At 40.4% G+C, this 22689-nt stretch carries 15 protein-coding genes; 9 read left to right on the top strand and 6 right to left on the bottom strand.

Annotated features, from left to right (window positions below; all coding sequences use genetic code 11):
• Positions 1–14 precede the first annotated feature (14 nt).
• Both EV194_RS09595 and EV194_RS09590 read right to left on the bottom strand, forming a co-directional pair.
• On the bottom strand, positions 15–881 hold the full coding sequence (locus EV194_RS09595; protein WP_165921851.1) for a mechanosensitive ion channel domain-containing protein: 867 nt from the start codon (positions 879–881) through the stop codon (positions 15–17).
• 867 nt (positions 882–1748) lie between these two features.
• Positions 1749–4316, bottom strand: coding sequence for a T9SS type A sorting domain-containing protein (locus EV194_RS09590; protein WP_132433823.1), 2568 nt, complete (start codon positions 4314–4316; stop codon positions 1749–1751).
• 313 nt (positions 4317–4629) lie between these two features.
• On the opposite strand from EV194_RS09590, the gene cysS reads away from it, so the two are divergent.
• The 3 genes from cysS to EV194_RS09575 all read left to right on the top strand — a co-directional run bounded on the left by cysS (position 4630) and on the right by EV194_RS09575 (position 8196).
• Positions 4630–6099 carry a cysteine--tRNA ligase gene (gene cysS, locus EV194_RS09585; RefSeq protein ID WP_132433822.1) on the top strand — a complete coding sequence of 490 codons (1470 nt, stop codon included), beginning with the start codon at positions 4630–4632 and terminating at the stop codon, positions 6097–6099.
• Positions 6100–6471: 372 nt separating this feature from the next.
• A complete protein-coding gene (locus EV194_RS09580; RefSeq protein ID WP_132433821.1) occupies positions 6472–7470 on the top strand; it encodes a M28 family peptidase in 999 nt (332 codons plus the stop codon).
• Positions 7471–7572: 102 nt separating this feature from the next.
• Positions 7573–8196: a ribonuclease HII gene (locus EV194_RS09575; RefSeq protein ID WP_132433820.1), complete on the top strand. Its 624-nt coding sequence runs from the start codon at positions 7573–7575 to the stop codon at positions 8194–8196.
• Positions 8197–8264: 68 nt separating this feature from the next.
• On the opposite strand, the gene EV194_RS09570 is transcribed toward EV194_RS09575, so the two are convergent.
• On the bottom strand, positions 8265–8723 hold the full coding sequence (locus EV194_RS09570) for an outer membrane beta-barrel protein (RefSeq protein ID WP_132433819.1): 459 nt from the start codon (positions 8721–8723) through the stop codon (positions 8265–8267).
• Positions 8724–8970: 247 nt separating this feature from the next.
• On the opposite strand from EV194_RS09570, the gene EV194_RS09565 reads away from it, so the two are divergent.
• Complete coding sequence (locus EV194_RS09565; RefSeq protein ID WP_132433818.1) at positions 8971–11121, top strand: S46 family peptidase; 2151 nt, start codon at positions 8971–8973, stop codon at positions 11119–11121.
• A 71-nt stretch (positions 11122–11192) separates the two neighbouring features.
• Here the strand turns inward: EV194_RS09565 and EV194_RS09560 are convergent, their stop codons facing one another.
• On the bottom strand, positions 11193–11768 hold the full coding sequence (locus EV194_RS09560; protein ID WP_132433817.1) for a flavodoxin family protein: 576 nt from the start codon (positions 11766–11768) through the stop codon (positions 11193–11195).
• A 318-nt stretch (positions 11769–12086) separates the two neighbouring features.
• Between EV194_RS09560 and EV194_RS09555 the strand changes: the two genes are divergently transcribed.
• The 4 genes from EV194_RS09555 to EV194_RS09540 all read left to right on the top strand — a co-directional run bounded on the left by EV194_RS09555 (position 12087) and on the right by EV194_RS09540 (position 15774).
• Positions 12087–12839 carry a lipopolysaccharide kinase InaA family protein gene (locus EV194_RS09555; protein ID WP_132433816.1) on the top strand — a complete coding sequence of 251 codons (753 nt, stop codon included), beginning with the start codon at positions 12087–12089 and terminating at the stop codon, positions 12837–12839.
• On the top strand, positions 12836–13486 hold the full coding sequence (locus tag EV194_RS09550) for a hypothetical protein (protein WP_132433815.1): 651 nt from the start codon (positions 12836–12838) through the stop codon (positions 13484–13486). Before EV194_RS09555 ends, EV194_RS09550 begins: the two co-directional genes overlap by 4 nt.
• 428 nt (positions 13487–13914) lie before the next feature.
• Entirely contained in the window at positions 13915–14970 is a 1056-nt protein-coding gene (locus tag EV194_RS09545) for a sensor histidine kinase (RefSeq protein WP_243699376.1), read from the top strand.
• 15 nt (positions 14971–14985) lie between these two features.
• Positions 14986–15774, top strand: a complete 789-nt coding sequence (locus tag EV194_RS09540) for a LytR/AlgR family response regulator transcription factor (protein ID WP_132433814.1) — start codon at positions 14986–14988, stop codon at positions 15772–15774.
• 169 nt (positions 15775–15943) lie between these two features.
• Here the strand turns inward: EV194_RS09540 and EV194_RS09535 are convergent, their stop codons facing one another.
• On the bottom strand, positions 15944–17653 hold the full coding sequence (locus EV194_RS09535) for a glutamine--tRNA ligase/YqeY domain fusion protein (protein ID WP_243699375.1): 1710 nt from the start codon (positions 17651–17653) through the stop codon (positions 15944–15946).
• Between the two features lie 574 nt (positions 17654–18227).
• Here EV194_RS09535 and EV194_RS09530 point away from each other — a divergent pair.
• A complete protein-coding gene (locus EV194_RS09530; RefSeq protein ID WP_132433813.1) occupies positions 18228–19472 on the top strand; it encodes a 3-deoxy-D-manno-octulosonic acid transferase in 1245 nt (414 codons plus the stop codon).
• Here EV194_RS09530 and EV194_RS09525 read toward each other — a convergent pair.
• Positions 19454–22309, bottom strand: a complete 2856-nt coding sequence (locus tag EV194_RS09525) for a bifunctional fucokinase/fucose-1-phosphate guanylyltransferase (RefSeq protein ID WP_132433812.1) — start codon at positions 22307–22309, stop codon at positions 19454–19456. The two genes, EV194_RS09530 and EV194_RS09525, sit on opposite strands and share 19 nt — an antisense overlap.
• Positions 22310–22689 lie beyond the last annotated feature (380 nt).

Genomic DNA, 22689 nt, shown 5'->3' with positions numbered 1-22689 from the left:
GAACCAGCAAAATTTCATTTAACCGGTAAATGAATGTTCTTTTTAAAGTGATTGATTGCTAAGCCTATTAAAGAATCTCTTGTTTCGTGGCGTTTTTCAAAGTCGACCATGTATTCAACCACCAACAAGAGTTTTTCATCGATTACATCAATATAAACAGAGAGGAACTCGTTTTTGTTTGTAATGCGCTGCATATCATTTACCATCAAACTTTTAATTTCTTTATGGTTTTCGGGAATGCCCGAAAGCTGAAAAGAAATCTTATCGTGATACAAATTCGTGCCGAGTTTCACAATGCTTTTCTCCAGGAAAATTCTGTTTGGTATTCTTGTAAAATTTTCAGGAAGATGATCCGTATTATCCAGCAGAACATAAAAAGTTCCTATATGCAGGACTTTTCCTACATCATCTCCAATTCTGATGTAATCTCCAATTCTGAATGGCTTTTTTCTGAGTAGAATCATCCACCCGAAAAACGAGAGCAGAACATCTCTGATGGCAAAGGCCAATCCCGTTGCCAATAGACCAATGAACAGGGTAATATTTCCCAACGAGACTCCAAAATGATGTAGGATTACAAACGCTCCAATGCTGTATACCGTCCAGCTATAAATTTTTGAATAAAAGATGCTCTCCTCAACCTCATCAAACAGATTGTAAACACGTTTAATGGAAAATCTTAACAGCAATGTGGTAAAAAAGATGGTTGCTATAACAAGTTTGATGCTGTTGATTATTTTCAGAAACTCATTAGGTATGCAAATGATTTTTTGCTGATCCAGATATCCTGCAGTTTGCAACAGAATTAAAGTAATGAGGGTTACCACAACTGAAACACTCAAATATTTCAGACGAATCTGTTTTATATTAGGCTTCTTCATATTACAATAGATCGTTAGACTTTCAGATATTAGATTTAAGATATAATCAAGATTTTTATTATCAGATAATTGCATTTTTTTGTTTGCAGACTTATATGTATCTGATAGTTAGGTGAATAAAAAAGATTGACAAACTATTATATTAGGAAATTGATAAAAATGTTTTAGGTTTTAAAAACAACACACAACAATCCGCCATAAAAATACTCTTTTTTTAGCATGAAATTACAGATGCACGAAGTCAAAAATTGCTCACACAAGGGGTGATTATTTGGTGAGTTTCCGATTCTCGGAATAAAATCTCCCGATAGCACAAAGCAGACTATCTGGTTACTTAATACAAATTATAGACAGATGATTTGCATCCCTGATCTGATTATGCGCCTGCTTATGATTCTATTTTAAAATAGGGGCATAGCCCTGACATCTTTTTTCATAAAACAAACCTCACCGCAACCAGCAATGTTCATATATAACATACTACCCAGATTTTCTGTGTCTAAAACTTACACTATAAGGACACAGAGAACTCCTCCCGAAGCCTCGGGACTCGTTTCAGGGTTACGCCCCTCAAATCCAACAGATCAGAAAAACCCTCAACGTAAACGATTGACAGTTCGTTATGTTTTTATTCACTTAAATATCAAGCGTTTATGGATTTGCTGTAGTGGTGCATAATCAGCTTCTAATAAGGAATTTACTTGCGTCTTATATCTAATAATCTAATCCCGAGATATTCGGGACTAACGATCTATTGAACGATTGCATACATATAAAATAACCACAAAGAGCACCAGGGATTTCCTTTGTGATCTTTGTGGTTAAATCTTACTTAGTCAGCTCTACTTATATAAGGTAAACTGAAATTTATTTTTTAATCATAGGTTTATTAATTACACTGCCATCTTCCAAAACAAGAGTCACAATATAAAAGCCTGCCGGCAAGTGGCTTGTGGCAATGCTGTTTTTACCATCCATGTGTTCCTGAATAAGAGTTTGACCGTTGATCGATGTCATTCTTATCTCTTTTATACCCTCGGCTGAAGAAATAGATATCTGATTGCTAAAGGGATTTGGAAATATTGAAACAGATGGTAGTTCTGCATTGGGAACAGAAACTGATTCGTCTTCTATAACCAAAGAGTATCGACTGAATCCACCATGAATCCTGAAAGAAAACACACCGTCCTCCAGATAAAAGTCATCAGTATTGTTTGCTTCAGGTGATGCCGGGCTTCCGGTTTCTCCAAATTGAGTGCGAACCACCATTATATCATCCACAGCAGTGCCTTCAGGAATATTTCCTAAAGCAACATCCACCCAGTGAGATTGTAGAAATGGCAATATATTAAGATCAACCTCCACAAAAAAGCCCTGACCGTTAGGGGCGGCAGAAATATTTAACCCATCGCTAAGTTGCGCCAGTTGATCTCTGTTGTCGATGATATTGAGCCATGGGAAGTAGATGGATCCATGGTCTTCCCTTATAAAAGTTATGCCTTCATCGGTATTATACAGATCATGTATCTGACTAAAGTGAGGATGTGAAGTGATATCTCCATCCGGAATTGAAACGCCTACAATGGCCATACCTCTGTCACTGCCTTGTTGGGAATAATAAGCATACTCATAAGTGTCGAAAACAGGAAATACTATTGGTTCGGGAAGTGGTTGCTCAACCATACCTCCAGGACCCATGTCAATCATGATTCCTGTTATTTTCAATCCTATTACTCCGGTAACATCGTTGTTGCCAATGTCTCCACTTATTGAAAAAGCATTCCCATTAATTTTAGAAACAACAGGCGTGTCGGAAAAAACATTAGGAACTTCACTCGCTTCGAAATAGGTATCCGGGCCGGAAAACAGCACAACAGAAAAAACCAATTCTGAATTATCGGGGATCGCGGGGTCAGTGGGTGGGAGTGTTATATTGGCACTGAAAAAGTCTCCCTCGAAGTAAACGTTGTCGGCATCTCCATCATTTATATCTATAAATAATTCATTAGGATCCGGCACAAACGGGGTCATTAAAACAAATACATCGTCATTTTCTGTCACATTAATCGTTCCTGTATAGGTATTATACCCCATTGCAGAAATTGTAAAGTTGTAATTGCCTATGGGTAGCGGAATGTCTGCTATGCCGTTATCTCCTGTTTGCCAAGGCCATTGATGACCTTCAATATAGATATTTGCCCATTGCACAGGACTTCCAGTATCCTGATCGTTTACTCTGAAGGTGATGTCATATACTTCGGCAAACTCAAGATTTGATACATAAAGAACACTCCCTTCGTTATTTTCTCCCAACCAAAGGTTAATCCTTAGTCTTTCGGGGGTGAAATCGTTATCAAAATCATGCAACTGGAATCCCTTCTGAACAAATTCCTCGCTAGGTTCTAAAGGAAACCAACCACCTCCCTGTTCTGCTTCTTCCCCATCTCTTGTTCCGTAAAATGTAACATAGAGGCTTGCTTCTGGCGCTCCTGTCGGTTCATATTTATAACTAATAAGTATTGCAGGCGGGGCATCCGCAGTATATGCAACCCCTCTGACAAAATCATTGTCCTGCAAAAACAGAACACCTACCAGATCACCCCAATCGGACATTACATTGGTTATTTTCACTCCTGATACTCCGTCTTCGTCAAACTTTGTTACTGGTAGAAGACCATCTGATACTTCCAAATTATATGATCCCCAGCCAACAGGCTCGTAAACAAACACATCTTCCCACTCTTCGAAACTTCCATTTGTAATGCTGATAGGCGTTGGATCTTCTCCAAGGGTAAGATAAACCTGATCTACATTTAAGTAAGACCCAACAACAGGAGAGTATTCTCCTGGTGTAACTCCTACTATCTCATAAACAACATCAATGGCACTGCTTAAAAAAGCCACAAAAATTGCATCGGCAGCAGTCGGTGTTCCTCCTGTAAAATCAATTGGAACTTCAAAAGTCTCCCACGCATCTGAATTGCCGGTAATTTCCAGGAAACCAACTCCGATAGGGTCACTATCTGAATATAAGATAACTACAGCTAATGCTGCGTCATTTTCTTTTACATCATAGCGAGCTGAGAAGTGAAACTTATCAGCTGTATTTTCCCATGGAGAACCTATCGGCCCATCTTCATTAAAATCCCCTAAAATCGCAAATCCAATAAATGGATCATCTTCATCTTTCAAATCCTCAACGGTAGTAAATTCAACTGAAAAATTGCCGTCAACTGCATTTTCACTCTTTTGGATGGAACTAACCCCCTCAGGGGCAACTTCTGTATGCCATCCCTGTGGCTTACTCATAAGAAATTTATCCTCCCATTCAGAAAAATCATGATTGGGTATTTGCGCAAACTGCGCATTGGTTAATATGTTTCCGAGCATAAAAAGAAATAACACAGAAACAGTAAACAGTAAATGTTTTTTCATCTTGCTTTTATGTTTTGGTTTAATAAAAATAACTATGGTTTAAAAATACAACCTAAATTATTACGCAGTCACAATGTAAAATGTTTTAGTTTTTGCACACAAATTAACATCCTCGGGTCGAGCAGAGTTCTCATATGATGATATCATCTGATAATAATATAACCCAACGCATAATCAAACACGCTACTCTTCTGACAATGCTGCACATAACAAAAAATGGTTATACATTAAATCTTGTCGGCGTTTATTGATACAGGTTTCATTTCATTTTTTGTAACTTAGCGGCTTATATCAGATTTTCATTAATAAAGTTATGCATAAAAATTTAAAAATATTCAATTCTCTATCCCGAAAAATTGAACTTTTCGAACCTTTAAATACTCCAAATGTGGGATTGTACGTATGCGGTCCCACAGTTTATGGAGACCCGCATCTTGGTCATGCAAGGCCTGCCATCACTTTTGATATTCTATACCGCTATCTTCAACATTTAGGCTATAAAGTTCGCTATATAAGAAACATTACCGATGTGGGGCACCTGGAGAATGACGCCGATGAAGGGGAAGATAAGATTGCCAAGAAAGCTCGACTGGAACAATTGGAGCCCATGGAGGTGGTTCAGTACTATACAGACCGTTATCATGAATTCATGAAACTCCTGAATGTAAAGAGCCCGTCCATTGAGCCGCGTGCCTCTGGCCATATTATTGAACAGCTGGGGATTGTTGAAAAAATTCTTGAGAAAGGATATGCCTACGAGAGCAATGGCTCGGTTTATTTTGATGTTGAAAAATACAACAAAGAACATAAATATGGCGTGCTATCGGGGCGTGTTCTAGAAGATTTGTACAGTTCAACCCGAGATCTGGAAGGACAGAGCGAGAAAAAGAACAGTTTTGATTTTGCCTTATGGAAAAAGGCCAGCCCAACGCATATCATGCGTTGGCCGTCTAAATACAGTGATGGATTTCCCGGATGGCACCTAGAATGTACCGCCATGAGTGCCCGATATCTGGGAGAAACCTTTGACATTCACGGAGGCGGCATGGATTTGCTGTTTCCTCATCATGAATGTGAAATAGCTCAAAGCGTCATTGCCCACGGACATGGTCCGGCAAAATACTGGATGCACAACAACATGATTACCATCAACGGTCAAAAGATGGGTAAATCACTTGGGAACTTCATTACATTAGAGGAGTTTTTCACTGGCAAGCATCAATTGCTAAAGCAAGCCTGGACACCAATGACCATCCGTTTTTTCATTCTTCAGGCACATTACCGGAGCACCGTTGATTTCTCAAATGAAGCGCTGGAAGCGGCAGGCAAAGGGTTGAAACGCCTGATGGAAGGCATGGCTCAAATTGAAAAAATTAAAGCCGGGAAAAATGACCAATTCAATGTTGAAGAATGGAGCGATAAGTGCTTTGAGGCACTTAACGATGATCTAAACACCCCTGTTTTGATTGCTCATTTGTTTGATGCTGTTAAAGCCATCAATTCAGCAGTGGCAGGCAAAATTGAAATGTCTGAAAACTCAGTGAAACAGCTGCACGACCTGTTTAGGTTATTGGTTGTAGAAATTCTTGGCCTTGAAACAGAAACAGCAGCTGAAGAAACTTCCGAAACGCTTTCCGGGGTAATGGATCTGGTTCTCAACATTCGTCAACAGGCAAAAATGAATAAAGATTGGGCAACAGCTGATAAAATCAGGGATGAATTACTTGCAATGGGAATTGTGGTTAAAGATGGCAAGGAGGGAGCGACTTGGGAGGTTAAATAAGTTTGAGGTTCAAAGTTCTAAGTTTATGGTTCTGGGTTGATTGTTTAGAGTTTGTTGTATGTTTTTTATCAGATGCTTGGAGTGTGTTTGAGGGTTTTGATTAATAGGCAGACGATATGAGTTTTGCTCGTATCTGGTGCCTGTAGTTCTAAAATTTTAAATATCTATTGTATTAATAGTTCGTTAAGCTTTTATATCTATTTGATTTCCAGACATATGAAAAAACACTTGTGAGGCACGTAATTTGCTTATAATTAAGTGTTTGCTTTTGTCTAATCCCGCTGAGCGGGACTTCGCTGTGCTCAGTATCATTTTAATAATCTTTGAGTCTAACGATCTATTGTTGTATTGTACTAAAGAAAATATTATCGGATGAAGAATAGTGTATTATTTTTGGTGGCTATCCCCCTGCTTTTAATAGCATGTGGTCAGGGATCCGGAAATCAACAACGTTCTGTTGTTGCGACTGTTGAAAAGCCTGATTTAGTTACTCCGGAATTCAATGCTGATTCTGCTTACTATTTTATTGAAAAGCAGGTGAGTTTTGGACCCAGGGTTCCAAATACCCCGGAGCACATTGCCTGTGCTGAGTATTTGGCTGCAACTTTAGAGAGGTTCGGTGCCGACGTAATAGTACAAGAAGCTGAAGTGAGGGCCTTCGATAATACACGATTAAACATCAGAAACATCATCGGGCAGTTTCAACCTGAAAAGAGTGAAAGGCTTTTACTATTTGCGCACTGGGATACAAGGCCTTTTGCAGATCATGATCCTGACCCTGCCATGCGTAACACGCCAATTTTGGGAGCCAACGACGGAGGTAGCGGAGTGGGGGTTCTTCTTGAGATTGCTCGACATCTGCAAGAAAACCCAACCCATCCGGGCATTGATATCATCTTTTTTGATGCCGAGGATTACGGAATTCCGGATCATATCCATGTTCCATATCGACCAGACACCTGGTGTCTGGGAAGTCAGTATTGGGGTCAAAATCCTCATGTGAGAAATTATTACGCCCGCTTTGGCATTCTGCTGGATATGGTTGGAGCTAAAGATGCCCAATTTTACAGAGAACAGCACAGTCTTCGCTTTGCTCCCCGGTTGGTGGATCACATTTGGAACATCGCTCATGAACTGGGTTATGGTGCGTGGTTTAACTTCGGAATTGGTGGCCTTATCACCGACGATCACGTATACGTTTATAAGCATCTGAACATCCCAAGTGTCAACATCATTCAGCACGACCCTACCTCTCCAACCAGCTTTGGTAGTTACTGGCATACCCATGCCGATAATATGGACATCATTGACAAAGCCACATTAAAAGCAGTAGGACAAACTGTAATGGAGGTGATTTATAGGGAGAAGTGATTGTTTAAGTTTTAGGTTCAAAGTTTGAAGTTCTAAGTTTAAGGTTAAGCTCCCAGTGAGGAAAACTCTTAAATTTTCTTAAATGTCTTATGTGGTTATAACATGTCAGGTAAGTTACTGAAACATCCACTGAAATCATCTCTTCTACCGGGGAGGCTGGAGGCAGGATGCGATGAGGCTGGTCGGGGCTGTCTGGCAGGACCGGTGGTAGCTGCTGCAGTCATACTGCCGGACAATTTTAGTCATCCATTTTTGAACGACTCCAAACAGCTGTCGCATAAAAAGAGGATGGAGTTACGTGAAATAATTGAGAAAGAAGCCATCAGTTGGGCTGTTGCCTTAGTCGACAATGAAGAGATTGACAAGATCAATATTCTAAAAGCCTCCATTCTGGCCATGCATAAAGCAGTTGGGCAACTATCGGTAAAACCTGAGTTTCTATTAATTGATGGGAATCGCTTTTATCCTTATGACGGCCTTTCGCATCAATGCGTAATAAAAGGTGATGCTACTTATCTTTCCATTGCTGCGGCAAGCATTCTGGCCAAAACTCATCGTGATGAACTGATGGATGCAGCTCATGAACAATATCCATTCTATGGATGGGATAAAAACAAAGGTTATCCAACAAAAACTCACAGAGAAGGAATTACGGCCAACGGAATATCACCTCTTCACAGAAAAACTTTTCGATTAACGGATGGGCAATTGAGTCTGGGACTTTAATATCGATTATTTTGTAAAAAAAATGCTGTCTCACGACAGCATTTCTTCTATATTTAAAGAACTCATATCTAAAACAAAACACCAACCGACAACACAAGTTGCCCAGTCCAAGTAGTTTCATATTTAATCTCTCCAAAAAACATCCCCATATTAGCTCCGGCACCTAGGTTTAACCCTATTTCACTGCTTGATACACTTAATCCACCAAAACTAGAACTTAATTTCGAATAATTCAAACCTGCAAGTCCATAGAAATTTAATTCCTCATCCCCGGCAAAAGTATAATGTACATCTCCGTTTAAGGCCCAAGAGGTATAGTCAGAATCAACAAACCAATAGGTGAAGTTACTTGCAACTCTAAAATTTTCGTTGATGGTATAGTCAGCACGTGGACTTAGCCCGAAGCCTAAATCTCCGGCATCCGCTTCTGTTCCTAATGATAATCCACCACCAAATCTCCATTGACCAAATGATGTGGCAGTACCAATAACCACCAATGCTAGCACGAATAAAATTTTCTTTCTCATAATAGTTTGATTTAAGATTAATATAATATTTAAAGGTGCTCCTTTTAGTTTTTAATAACAATAATTGTTTTATTAACTAAGCATTTTCTTTGACGTTTATCGCTTTTTTGTTGACAAAGGGTTAAAAAAAGTGAATTTAAAGTTACTTAATTCTTATACCGGATAAATTTCAGTTGTTCTGTTTTTAAAAACTTCTATATTTAGTGCTTTAATGATGTGTTAAAACAAGATTATTCAACTTTGTAAAATGAGAAAAATATTAAAGGGTATTATCATTCTGATGGTTATTGCTTTAGCCAATGCCAAAGCCGATGAAGGAATGTGGGTGCTTCCCCTTCTGGAAAAATTAAATATGGAGACCATGCAGCAGATGGGGCTCCAATTAACAGCTGAAGAGATTTACAGCCTGAATGAATCTTCGATGAAAGATGCCATCGTGATTTTTGGACGTGGCTGTACAGGTGAAATGATCAGCGATAAAGGGCTCCTGCTAACCAATCACCATTGCGGCTATGGGCAGATTCAGGAGTTAAGCACATTGGAGAACAACTACCTCGACAATGGTTTCTGGGCAGCAAATTTGGAGGAAGAACTTCATGCTCCGGGTCTCACCGCGACTTTTATGAAATGGATGCGGGATGTAACCGATGATGTTCTTTCAGTAGTGGAAGATGGAATGAATGAACAATCCCGTCAAGCGGCCATCAACGAACGGATAAGAGAATTGACTACAGCAGAACAGGAAGATAGCGGATATCAAATTCAGATACGCGATTTTTTCGCCGGAAACCAGTATTTCATGGTGGCTTATGAGGTTTTCAATGATGTGCGCATGGTTGGTGTACCACCCAGCAGCATCGGGAAATATGGATACGACACCGATAACTGGATGTGGCCACGCCACACCGGTGATTTTGCCCTTTTTCGAGTGTATGCCGATGCAGACGGAAATCCGGCTGAATACAGTCGCGACAATATACCATATCAACCAAAACACCACTTACCAATATCCATCAAAGGTTACGAAAAAGGTGATTATGCTATGACGTTGGGATATCCCGGCAGCACACAGAGATATCTTTCGTCCTGGGGAATTGAAGAGAGGATGAATATTTTCAATCAAACATTGATAGATGTACGTGGCGTTAAGCAGGACATTTGGGCTGAAGCCATGGCTGAAAACGATAAAGTAAGGCTTCAATATGCCACTAAATTCTCACGAAGTTCCAATTACTGGAAAAACAGCATTGGCATGAATCGCGGTCTTGAAGCACTGAATGTTTTGGATCAAAAACGGGAATTGGAGAATGAATTTGCGCAATGGGTTAATCAGGATGAATCACGAAAAGAGAGATATGGAGCAGTGCTAGCAATGTTGGAGCAGGCTTATGAAAACAGAGCCGACCACTACAAGGCAAACAATTACATGCGTGAAACTCTATTGAGAGGAACTGAACTGCTTTTCTTCGCATCTAACGCACGAGAACTTGAAAACGCTCTTAAAGACGGAAATGAAGAGGGAATTCAAACGGCCATTTCTGATTTCAGAGAAAGAGCAGAAGAGTTTTACCGCGACTATCATGCACCACTTGATAGAAAAGTGATGGCTGCCATGCTAAGAGAGTATGCAGAAAATATCCCTGAAGAATTTCATCCGAAGTTTTTTAAAGAGATTCCTCGCAGACACCAGGGCGATTATGAGGCGATGGCCTCCTATTTCTTCTCCAGATCATTTTTTGTGAATCAGGATGATTTAAATGCATTCCTGGATCGTCCAAGGTTAAGAAGGCTGCTCAACGACCCTGCTTATAAGGCTGGCATTTCAACCTTTGAGACCTACCGTGAACTTTTGCGAATGAATCAGGAGGCAGAACGCCAATTGAGTGAAGCAAACAGGCTTTTCATAGCAGGGTTAAAAGAGATGAAACCTGATAAAGTTTTTTATCCCGATGCCAATTTTACCATGAGGCTTAGTTACGGAACAGTTGGTGACTATGAACCCCGCGATGCCGTCATATACAAGCATTACACCACCCTTGAGGGAGTGATGGAGAAAGAAGATCCGGATAATTTTGAGTTTTACGTACCTGAAAAACTCAAGCAGCTGCACCGCGATAAGAACTATGGTCGTTACGCAGATGCCGATGGACGAATGTATGTAAACTTTACCACCAACAACGATATAACAGGAGGAAACTCCGGAAGTCCCGTCATCAATGGCAATGGTGAACTGATTGGATTGGCATTTGACGGAAACTGGGAAGCCATGAGCGGTGACATCGCCTTTGAACCCGAGCTCCAAAAATGCATCAATGTGGATATCAGATATGTACTTTTTATTATTGACAAATTTGCAGGTGCCGGTCACTTAATTGAAGAGATGACGATTGTTGAGTAAACACACCTTACGAAAGTGTAATGAAGTTTATGGTTTATAGTTAAAACTATAAACCATAAACTATAAACAAATTAATTTTTCGTTTTACATAACAACCAAGCCATATTCTCTCCCAATGTATGCATGGTTTTTAAAGCTTCATCATCTTTCAACACATCGCCTTTATCTTTTCCATACCCTACGTTCCAATAACTGGAGCCCGGAATGATCATCTCCATAATCAGAAAAAACTGGTTCATATTAACAAAGGTATTGGTTCCACCTGCTCTGCGAGCCACAGCCACAGCTGCTCCTGCTTTTCTTCGCAATGAATTACCACATCCCCTGAGTGCGTAACCTGAAACATCAATTAAAGCTTTCATTTCCGGGGTCATATCCGAGAAATAGACAGGCGAGCCCAGAATGATTCCATCTGCTTCACGCATCTTTTCAATGCATTGGTTAATGATGTCGTTCTGAATATGACATTTACCATCTGCCTTTTCACGGCACTTGTTACAAGCAGTGCAACCATTCACTTTTTTACCGCCAAGCTGAAACACTTCTGTTTCAATCCCATGTTTTTCAAGAGTTTTAAACACTTCTTGAATCATTAATTCTGTATTCCCGCCTTTTCGGGGACTTCCATTAATTGCAAGAACTTTCATCTGTTTAAAATTTGTTTTTAGTTATCAGATGGAACTCGCCAGATAATCATCCCCCTGTGTGAGAACTATTTCTCATGGCTCGTTTCATGTTATCGGTTTTAGACTTTTATTTTCGACTCAGGTTTTACTAATGATAGTTGAGGTTCTATTTTATAATGTTGAACAAAAATATAAAGAAATCTCAGAGTTCATAGGTTAGATTTGCAATACAGCATGTTTTCAGAATCAATGGAGAATGGAAAGGATCAAGATCCAATGAGGCTCCCAAGTTTGGGATCAGGGCGAAAATGGAACCACTAATTTAAAATATACTGGTTTATGTATAAAATAGATAAAAAGATCAATGCTTCATTTGGATTTCTCAGATGGTTTGTAGAAACCATTCCGGAAATTTTTGATGACCACCCCGTGGTCATCAAAAATCACCGAAACGTGGTTAAAGTATTCAAAGTAGGAGACATACAACTGGTGGTTAAATATTACAAAAAGCTCACACTCGCAAACCGCATAATCTATAAATTGTTTAGAAAATCAAAGGCAGAACGATCTTATGAGTACGCATTAAAACTGACTGAAATGGGAGTCACTACCCCAATGCCGGTTGGATACATTGATCTCTATGAAGGCATATTTCTAAAACAAAGCTACTTCGTTAGTCTGTATGTCAGATGCAAACCAGTTAAAGAACTTTTCTCCACAGCATCTACGGAGAGCGAAAAAGGGCTTTCTGATTTTGCAAGGTTTACCTACGATTTGCATCGCAAAGGAATTTTTCATGGCGACTTCTCTCTCAAAAACGTGCTCTACTACCCCATCCCCGATGGATACGGGTTTTGTCTTATTGACATCAACAGACTTCGCTTCCGGGACTATTCACGTAATATAGCCATTCATAATTTGAGAATGCTCGATTTACCAATGGATATGCTTGCTTCATTGATGGTCGAATATTCTCAGATTGACCAGTCTGACGCATATTTAACAACCGGACACCTACTGTTTTTTAAATGGTGCCGTAGAGTAATATCTTCTATTAAACGCAGGTTGAAATCCATCATTCGTATTAAATGAAACCACCCACAACGCTCAGCAATTCAGACCTCAAAATTAAAGCTCTTATTTCGATGACCATAATGAGTTTTAATTTGTATGGTTTTGATGACATGGGTGATTTATCTGTCTTGAATGGAAAAATCAAGATCCAACCAGATAATCAGAATCATTGGCTGATGCCGGATTTCTATTCTGCACAAATGATGCGAAGAGCCGGTTTTGTTTCCATGGGAGCTGGATACCATGTTCTTAACTTTTATGAGCCAACGATATTCGTTGGCTATATGTATCAAAATCTGGATAAAACCCGAACAACCCCGGTTCTTTCTCTAAAAAACAGTTTTAACCTTGTTCGAGAGCATTTCTATAGAGACTTCAACATCCGTGCAGGTGTTTCCCTTAACCTGAACCTATCGGGAAATACATATCATGAGATTCCACAGCATATTAAAAGGCGATACTTTTTTAAAAATGACATTTATCTGGCTCCTTTTCTTGGTGCCGACTGGAAAATAATTAAAGGAAATGGACTTTTTCGAAATGGAGCACTCTTTTTTGAAATGGTAACATTGGACTCTTATATGGATGAGTTCATCAACAGTAGTTTTGTTGATTTTGAAGACATCTGGAGCTTAAATATCGGGGTTACCTTTTATTTAGAGTGACTCCTCCCTATCACTTCATATCCAGAAAATGCTCTTTCGGTCTCCAATTATATTCTTTCCGCAACATTTTTCCAATACCAACATGAGGACACTTTATATTTGCATTGTATCTAATGTCTTTTGATGAAACGAGGCCCGATGCTTCGGGACGAGTTCTCCAGAGTACTCGGGAGTCTATAAAAATCAGATTTAAACAGATGAATTTATAACATGATATTTTTCTTTCTAGTTTGGTTGATCAGGAAAAGGAGGAAGGGTGCAACGGCATCTATGCCTCCTTTTCTTTTATCAAAACAAGAATATTGACTAATTTGCGATAATATCGATAACTAAATCGAAACCTGTAAAGCATCAACTAAACCATAATAAATACAGAATCAAGACGGTTATAAACCGTCCCTCAGAATTCAAACTGAAGATTTTAAAATATGCCAATAAACAATTTCACACCGGGAGTACAGCCTCGCTATTTTGATTTCCGGCGAATTGCCATTGAATTAATTGCCTCAGTTTTTATTTCCTGGCTAATCATGGCATTGGTTGGAGACGATTCTGTAAAGCTCGATTCCGAAAGTTTCAAAGCATTTACCTTTGTTGTAGTTACCCTGGTTTGCTTGTGTGAAGGAATTTTTATATTTGATGCACTAATTTCCCAAAGATACCCCTGGCACACTGCCGTTCGTAAACGAATGGTTGCTCTCTTTACATTTTCTGTGGTGTGGCTTCATACAGTGGGCTTTATGGCTGGAAAAATGTCTAAATTATTGTTTATTGAACACGCCGGGCGTGAACCCGGCGATGACCATTATGTAGCTGTCACAATTCTGATTCTTTTTACCATTATTTATGTCATCAGTCTCATTGGGTACAATTATCATGAAACTCTAAAAAGGTTTATCGTAGAAAATGAACGCTTACAAAGAGAGAAACTTGAATTGGACTATTTTGCATTACAGGATCAGTTAAATCCACATTTCCTGTTCAATAACATGAGTACACTGATGGCAATGATTCCCGAGAATAGTGAAAAAGCCCTGAGTTTTGCCGGAAATTTCACCGATGTTTACCGATATGTACTCATGAGCAGCCGCCATAAGCTGGTTTCGTTACAGGATGAACTTATGTTTATCAAATCATATGTTGCCATTCATCAGGAAAGGCTGGTTAATGGATTAATGGTTGCGTATGATGTTCCGGAGAGTGAAACAAAAAGAAAAGTACCGGCATTAAGCCTTCAGTTTTTGGTGGAAAACGCCATTAAACACAACGTGGCAACTAAAGAGAATCCTTTGCAGATTAGAATCAGCATAGAAGAAAATATGCTGAAAGTAACCAACAATCTGCAACCTAAACTATCGACTTACTCCACCAATACCGGCTTGCGAAACCTGAAACGCCGCATTCAGTTTTTGGCTGAGGATAAAGATCTGGTTGTAGAAAGCGATGACAAACATTTTACCGTTAAAGTGCCTGTATTTGACTAATTAAAAGTTGATGATATGGAATGGAATGCAGTGATAGTAGAAGATGAGCATTATCTGGCTCAGGTTTTGGAGAAAATGATTACTGAGGTAAAACCAGATTGCAATATATTGACAAAACTTACCGGGGTAAACCAGTCCATTGAATGGTTCAGGAATCATCCTGAACCATGTTTGGTATTCATGGACATCCAATTGGCTGATGGCATCTGTTTCGATATTTTTGAAGCCGTTGACCTAAGCAATAAGGGCATTGTGTTTACAACAGCATATGACGAATACATGTTGGACGCCTTTGAACACAACAGCATCTCCTATCTTTTAAAACCAATAAAAAAAGATTCCCTCGTAAAGGTTTTCGAAAAGATTGAAAAGATAATGAACACCTTTGCCCAAGATCAGAAAGATGATTATCAGCATCGATTATCCCAATTGGCTCAACACATCGGTAAAATTGCACCACGCTTCCGCCAACGGTTTATGATTGCCAAGGCCGATGGATATATTCAGCTTCCGGTTCATGATGTGGCCTCCTTCTTCGTTGTAGAGAAAGTGGTACAAGCTTTAACTTTCGGAGGTAAGATTCACGTTTTGGATTTTACTCTCGATAAACTTGAAGAGGAGCTGGATTACGATACATTTTTCAGAGCCAACCGGCAATACATCATTAACCTCAATGCCATCGAACGCATAGAAAACTATTTTGGAGGGAAGTTAATTGTCAGACTTAAACCTGAAATCAGCAAAGAAAAAATAGTCGTAAGCCGCTCAAAAGCACAAATGTTGAAGAGATGGCTGGATAGATGATAAAAAAGAAGAGCCTGCCTGTGCTGCCAGGAAAACAGCAACCACAAAGATCACGAAGTAATTCACAGAGTTCGCAAAGAGTACAATTTCAATGAGCATTCATCTCTTTACGTATCCTTTGAGAACTTTGTGGTTACCTAAACTTTTAATACCCCTCCTTGAATTCTTCTTATTTATTCACCTTAGCCCAGCTATCCCTCAAACCCACCGTTTTATTAAAAATCAGTTTCTCCTGAGCGGACTCCTTATCTGCACAGAAATATCCAAGGCGCTGAAATTGGAATCCATCCAACGGCTTACTCTCTTTTAGGAAGGGCTCTACTTTGCAGCCGCTTAATATTCTTAGAGAATCCGGATTCAAAAACTCTTTAAAATCTTTCTCTTTGTGACCATCGGGTTCTTCATCCATAAACAGACGATCGTAAAGTCTCACCTCCGCATCAATGGCATGTCTGGCCGAGACCCAGTGCAGGGTTCCTTTTACTTTCCGATTGCTTTGCGGCATCCCGCTTTTGGTTTCAGGATCGTAGGTGCAATAAATCTCTGTAATATTGCCATCTGCATCTTTCTTAAAATCTTCACATTTCACAATGTATCCGCTTTTGAGACGAACTTCTCTGCCAGGACCCAAACGGAAATACTTCTTTGGCGGATCTTCCATAAAATCATCACGCTCAATGTAAAGTTCCTTACAAAAAGGGATCTCCCTTGCACCCATACTTACATCCTCCGGATTGTTGATGGTCTCCATCATCTCAACCTGATCTTCAGGATAGTTGGTGATGATCAGTTTTACCGGATTCAAAACAGCGTTCACACGCATGGCGCGTTTGTTCAGGTCTTCACGAATGCAATACTCCAGTAGACCCATATCAATTACGTTTTCACGTCGGGCAACGCCCACTTTGTCCGCAAACATACGAATAGAAGCCGGCGTATATCCTCTTCGTCGTAACCCGGAGATGGTTGGCATGCGGGGATCGTCCCAGCCTGCTACAATACCTTTCTGAACCAGTTCCAGCAATTTGCGTTTGCTCATAACGGTGTAATTCAGATTCAAACGGGCGAATTCTATTTGCCTCGGACGAACTTCAGGTGCGGATTCTCCTTCCAGTATCTGATCTAAAAACCAGTTGTATAGAGGCCGGTGTACCTCAAACTCCAAGGTACAAATGGAGTGGGTGATGGCTTCAATAAAATCACTCTGCCCATGAGTGTAGTCGTACATGGGGTAGATGCACCACTTATCTCCGGTTCTATGATGTGGTTTATGGATGATTCTGTACATAATCGGGTCACGCATGTGCATATTGGGCGAAGCCATATCAATTTTTGCACGGAGAATTTTCTCACCATCTTTAAACTCCCCTTTTTTCATGCGCTCAAACAGGTCAAGGTTCTCATCAACGGAGCGATTCCGGTAGGGGCTTTCTGTTCCCGGAACAGTAGGAGTGCCCTTTTGTGCTGCAATCTCTTCGGGGGTGAGTTCGCAAACATATGCTTTGCCCTTTTTGATGAGCTTTACGGCCCAGTCGTAAAGTTGGTCAAAGTAGTCTGAAGCGTATTTTGGCTCCCCTTCCCATGCAAACCCCAACCATTTAATATCTTCCTGAATGGAGTCCACATATTCCACATCTTCCTTAACCGGGTTGGTGTCGTCAAACCGGAGGTTGCATGCAGCTTTATAATTTTTGGCTATGCCAAAATTAAGACATATGGATTTTGCGTGACCGATGTGCAGATACCCGTTTGGTTCAGGTGGAAACCGGGTCAGGATTTTCCCGCCATTTTTACCTTCTGCGAGGTCTTTATCTATTTCCTGGTAAATGAAATTGTTTTTTATCTCGGGTGTTTCAGGTTTAGACATCTCGTTACTCATATAATATCCAATGTTATGATTAAATTCCTGGTTGAAAACCAGTTTAGTCTGGTTCAACACTTCGTCATGCAAAAGTAAAATAATTTACGTGCATATTTAGTATTAGAGTAACAGAGTTTTTGTTTTTTTGGACATAAGCAGGTTTTACTCAATAATGAAAAGCAAGACTAAATATTGCATGGCGGGACATTGTAATATGAAACGAGCCATGAAAATCGCTAAATCAACTGAGTTAATGTGGATGAATTAAGGGATCTCCCGAAGTATCAGGAATAACCAATGTACGTTCTTTTGCAATTTAGGGGCGTTAGCCCTGCAATCTTCGTAGGATAGTACATTAAGATTGGAAAACAGAGGGGCGTTAGCCCTGATATCTTTGTTAATTATGAACAATGCCCCTATGTGCTCAGAATAACTAATTATGCTGCGCATTCCTGCCAGCTTTGGTCTATCTTATTTATTTCAGACTTCGGCAATTTTTTTGAACGAAAATGTGGTTTAGACTGAATTGATATGGTATTTTTGCCATGTTTTTATCACACACTCATATTGCTGTTCCTGAAAAATATTGATTATGCGGATACTATATAACATCGGAATACAGTTTTACCATTTCATGGTAAAACTGTTAAGTCCGTTTAATAAACAGGCCTCCATGTTGTCCCGGGGGCGTTCGGAAGTTTGGGATAAAATTGATTCGCTTACCCTCAGGGATAAAGTTATATGGGTTCATTGTGCATCCTTAGGCGAGTTTGAGCAGGGGCGTCCGCTCATCGAAGCCATTCGTACTAAAAAGCCGGATTGCTCCATTGTGCTCACATTCTTCTCACCTTCAGGGTATGAAATTCGCAAAAACTATGATATGGTTGATGTCGTGCTATATCTCCCGGCAGACACAAAAAAGAATGCACATCGCTTCATTTCAGTCATCAAGCCCACAGCGGTCTTCTTTGTGAAATATGAGTTCTGGTTTCATTACTTCAACGAACTTAAACGTGCAAACATCCCATTATTTAGTGTCTCTTCCATATTCAGGGAAAACCAGATATTCTTTAAATGGTACGGAAGCTGGTTTAGAAAAACCCTTCAATGTGTTACGAAATTCTATGTGCAGGATGAAACATCCGGAGAACTCTTAAAATCTTTAGGGATTGACCATTTCATTGTGGCCGGAGATACCCGTTTCGATAGAGTTGCGTCCATTGCTAAATCAGCAGCGGATGTGCCTTTGGCAGAAACTTTTGCACGTGGTGCAAAAGTATTGGTGGCAGGCAGCACCTGGCCTCCGGATGAAGAGATTCTTGCTTCATACATCAATCAATCTTCTCCTTCTGAAAAATTCATCATCGCCCCCCATCAAATACACGATTCGCATATCAGGCAAATTGAAGAGCGATTATCGGTACCAACCATTCGGTTTACAAAAACTGAGAATGGAGAATTGCCGTCAGAAGCAAAGGTCTTGATCATTGACACCATTGGCATGCTGTCGGCCATTTATCGCTACGGAAGTGTGGCGTATATAGGTGGTGGTTTTGGAAAGGGTATCCACAACACGCTTGAGGCTGCAACCTACGGAATGCCTGTTGTTTTTGGACCAAAATACAAGAAGTTCAAAGAAGCTGTGGATTTGATTAATGAAGGTGGCGGATTTGCCATTCAGGAAGAGAAAGATTTTTTTGAACTGATGAGTAGATTTTGGGGAGATGGGGATGGCAATGAACTTGAACGATCAGGAAAAGCAGCCGCATCCTATGTAAATAGGATGCTGGGCGCCACTGATAAAATCATTGAAGAGATTCAGGATCTTGAAACCTGAAGCCCCTGATTACTGATTTCCATTTCTACGAAACGGGCTCGGGTATTGGGAGGATTTTTCTCCAGAGTCTCTTTGATTTTTTGGCCTGCCTGTGGTGATTTTGCACAAATAAGCAGGTAGCCTCCACCGCCTGCTCCTAATAGTTTCAATCCCAAACAATCGTCGTCCACTTGGTCAACGATGGATTGTATCTCAGGCGTATTTGTGCCGGGATCCAGATTTTTGTTTAATTCCCAGGATTTCCGGATCATTAATCCTGTTTGATGCAAATTGCACTTCTGAATGGCTTCACGGGTGGTGAAGGCGTGCTCCTTAATTTGATCGGCAATGCGCAGTCGGCTGCCCTCATTCAAAAACATCCCACAAACAATCTCTGCTAGTATGTTTTTGGCTACTCTTGTTATGCCAGTGTAATACAGCAACCAGCAATCTTTAAATTCAGCCTTAGAGAAAACAGTGTCGGGTAGCCAGTCGATGCTGATTTTGCTTTGCATTCCCGGTTGAGACGAGAGATGCTTTAAGCCGGGGAAAACTCCTCCGTACTGATCCTGCCAGCCACCTCCTGTTGTGAGCATTTGCTCAAGAATTAATGCTTTGTTGCAGATGTCGTGATCATTCCAGCCAAGTTTACAGAAATCTGACAGTGCACCAAGTATGGTGGCTGCCAATATGGATGAAGTCCCCAACCCGGAACCTTTTGGTATAGCCACCAGCAGGGAGATTTCAAGCCCGCTTCCAAATTCCCGGAGTTGTTCAGAAAGTGAACTGAATTGTTTGTTGTTATAGTCAGGGTGGAAACCGGCCAGACACAATGCAGCTCGAGGTATGCTGAAAGCCGATTCAACATCATTATATCCTGTTATATCATTATAGTTCTCAATGGTTTCGCTGACTCCATTGTCGATGCTTCTAATGGTGATTTTATGTTCCGGCGAGGTGCGGATAAAAACCTGTAAAGGAGGTTGACCGTTGAGGTTAACAGCCAGATTTACAACGCTACCTCCCGATTGTATGCAGTAAGGTGGTGTGTCTGACCAACCTCCTGCCAAATCTAAACGGGCAGGACTCCTTGCCCATACAATCTGATCAGGAAAAACATTCAATTGCGGGTTCACATGATGATTGTCTGTTGTGTATATGAACTTTTGCAATGCCTGGTGAGCCTTGCTTTCCAAGGGAGACGGGTTGTTGCCTTTGAATCGCTCTATCTCCGCAAGAAGCATTTGCTGACGGGCAACAATCAGTGGCGAAATATCTGTTGGCGACAATTGCGGTAATGGCAGCTTTTTTGCTGCGTAACCTATGGCCAGTTCTTTCAGATTCGATTGGTAGAAGACGCTTCTTTTATAGTTTTCGGCCAGTTTTGGAACAGATTGCCAGGCAAACTTTACCCTTTGGGCAAAAAGTCTTTTAAGGTTTGCTTTTGCACTGATCTCCGTAGCCGACCATCTTTCACAATTGATCCAAAATTTAGTATGGTCTCTGTTTTCTGCATCAAAGTTAAGAAGCCATTCCACAAATTTCTGTGTCAATTCATCTTTTCCTACCAATGGGAACAGTTTACAATCCTGTATATCCTCATCCGGGTTTATCCCGGCTTCATCAATATTGATTTTTTTATGGCTAAACCATTTAATAAGCGAACACTCCTGCCAGTTTGCTTGCTTCACTGTCCCGCTGAATGAGTCGGTTATGGCATATGGCCTGATACAATATTTATCAATTCCGGCAGGAATGATGTCCAGACAGATTCCGGCAGGGATTTCAATGTTCCAACTGTTTTCGGGAACTCCGGTTATAATGTGGTGGTTTTTTAATTTCCATTTTGAGCCAATGTGGCTGTTTTCAATCCATATATGGTGATTATTGCCGGTAAGAGTGATATCGGTTTGAGCATTTTGCACAAACAGAGTGGGGTGAGGCTTCACACGGTGGTGCAATATGGCTCTTTGATCTTTTATTCTGTTTTGAATTTTCTCAGAAGAAGTTATCAATTCCAGACTTGTACCGTAATGGTAAAACTCCCCGTTTTCCAGTGGAAGCAGTGCCACAGTCAGTTCCGAAACCGCGGGGTCAGGTTGGTGCGGTTCTGCCCCCAAGGCAGAGCCAAACGCCGAGTACATATCGTAGAATTCTGGAAGGCCATTCTCAAAACTATTGCCATTCCATCCACATTTTTTCATCAGCACTTTTACTGCTTTGTCGCTGAGCATCCATATACCGGCATCCATCATAAAGAGATGATCGCTGGTAAGTTCTTCTATTTTTTCATGGGTTGGCTTTTGAAGCATGAACTTTAATTCGCCGGGATTTTCGCGTGGCGTGAAAAACACGCCATGTCTTGAAGCCAGGTGTGGATCAGCCCATATTCCTGCGCAAACCACATCCGTCTCAGGAATCTGTTGAAATTGCTGCCCTGAAATAATAAGCACATCCCCGCTTGCAATCAGTGTATTGCAGTTACCCGATGAAACAGACAGCAGTTCTTCATAGAGAGGTTTTTGAAGATCAAGCAGCGTCTGAAACAAACTTTGACCGCGGCTCCATCTAAAAACCGGAATTGGAGTGAGAATCTTCCCGGAAGGTGCGTAGGCCGGCAATCGCCGGCTTTGGCCTCCGGCATGAATGATGAGTTTTTTCTCATTTCTAAGAAATTCATCGAAGGATAAATTCTTTTTTATTTCAAAATACTTAGCAAGAAGCCAGGCCGTGCCACCTCCTGAACCAATTTTTGTGCCTGTCGGATCTGACAAGGCAAAAATATCTTTATCGGATGAAATGTTTAATGCCCTAAACTGACTTGCAAGGTTTTCAGGTACCGAAAGTAGTGTCTGCATGCCTGGATTTTTTTTATGAATTTCAAATATAATATCAAAATTGGTATTTGGTAGAATTATGCAGGTGTTGTTATATATTATTCTTTTTGGTGAAATGTGAACAACCTGGGCAAAGAAATTACAATATGGTCTGTTGAGTTATCTATAGTAGCTGCTGACTCAAAAGTAAATTTTAATTTTCCACATCTTTCAAATCGCAATGTTTTGCATATACAATTCACCCCTCCAATCCTCCCACTTGGGGGAGGTTTGGAGGAGTGAAAACGAGTTTGATTACAAACTGTATGTGTTGAATATTATTATTCTACTTTTGAGACAGCCTTTGGGTGCCACTGATAAAAATTCCTGATAAACAGTTTAAAAGATTCTATTTGTATTAA

Source organism: Natronoflexus pectinivorans (assembly GCF_004345615.1).
Classification (GTDB): Bacteria; Bacteroidota; Bacteroidia; order Bacteroidales; family Marinilabiliaceae; genus Natronoflexus; species Natronoflexus pectinivorans.
This window is presented reverse-complemented; position numbering and strand designations above follow the sequence as displayed.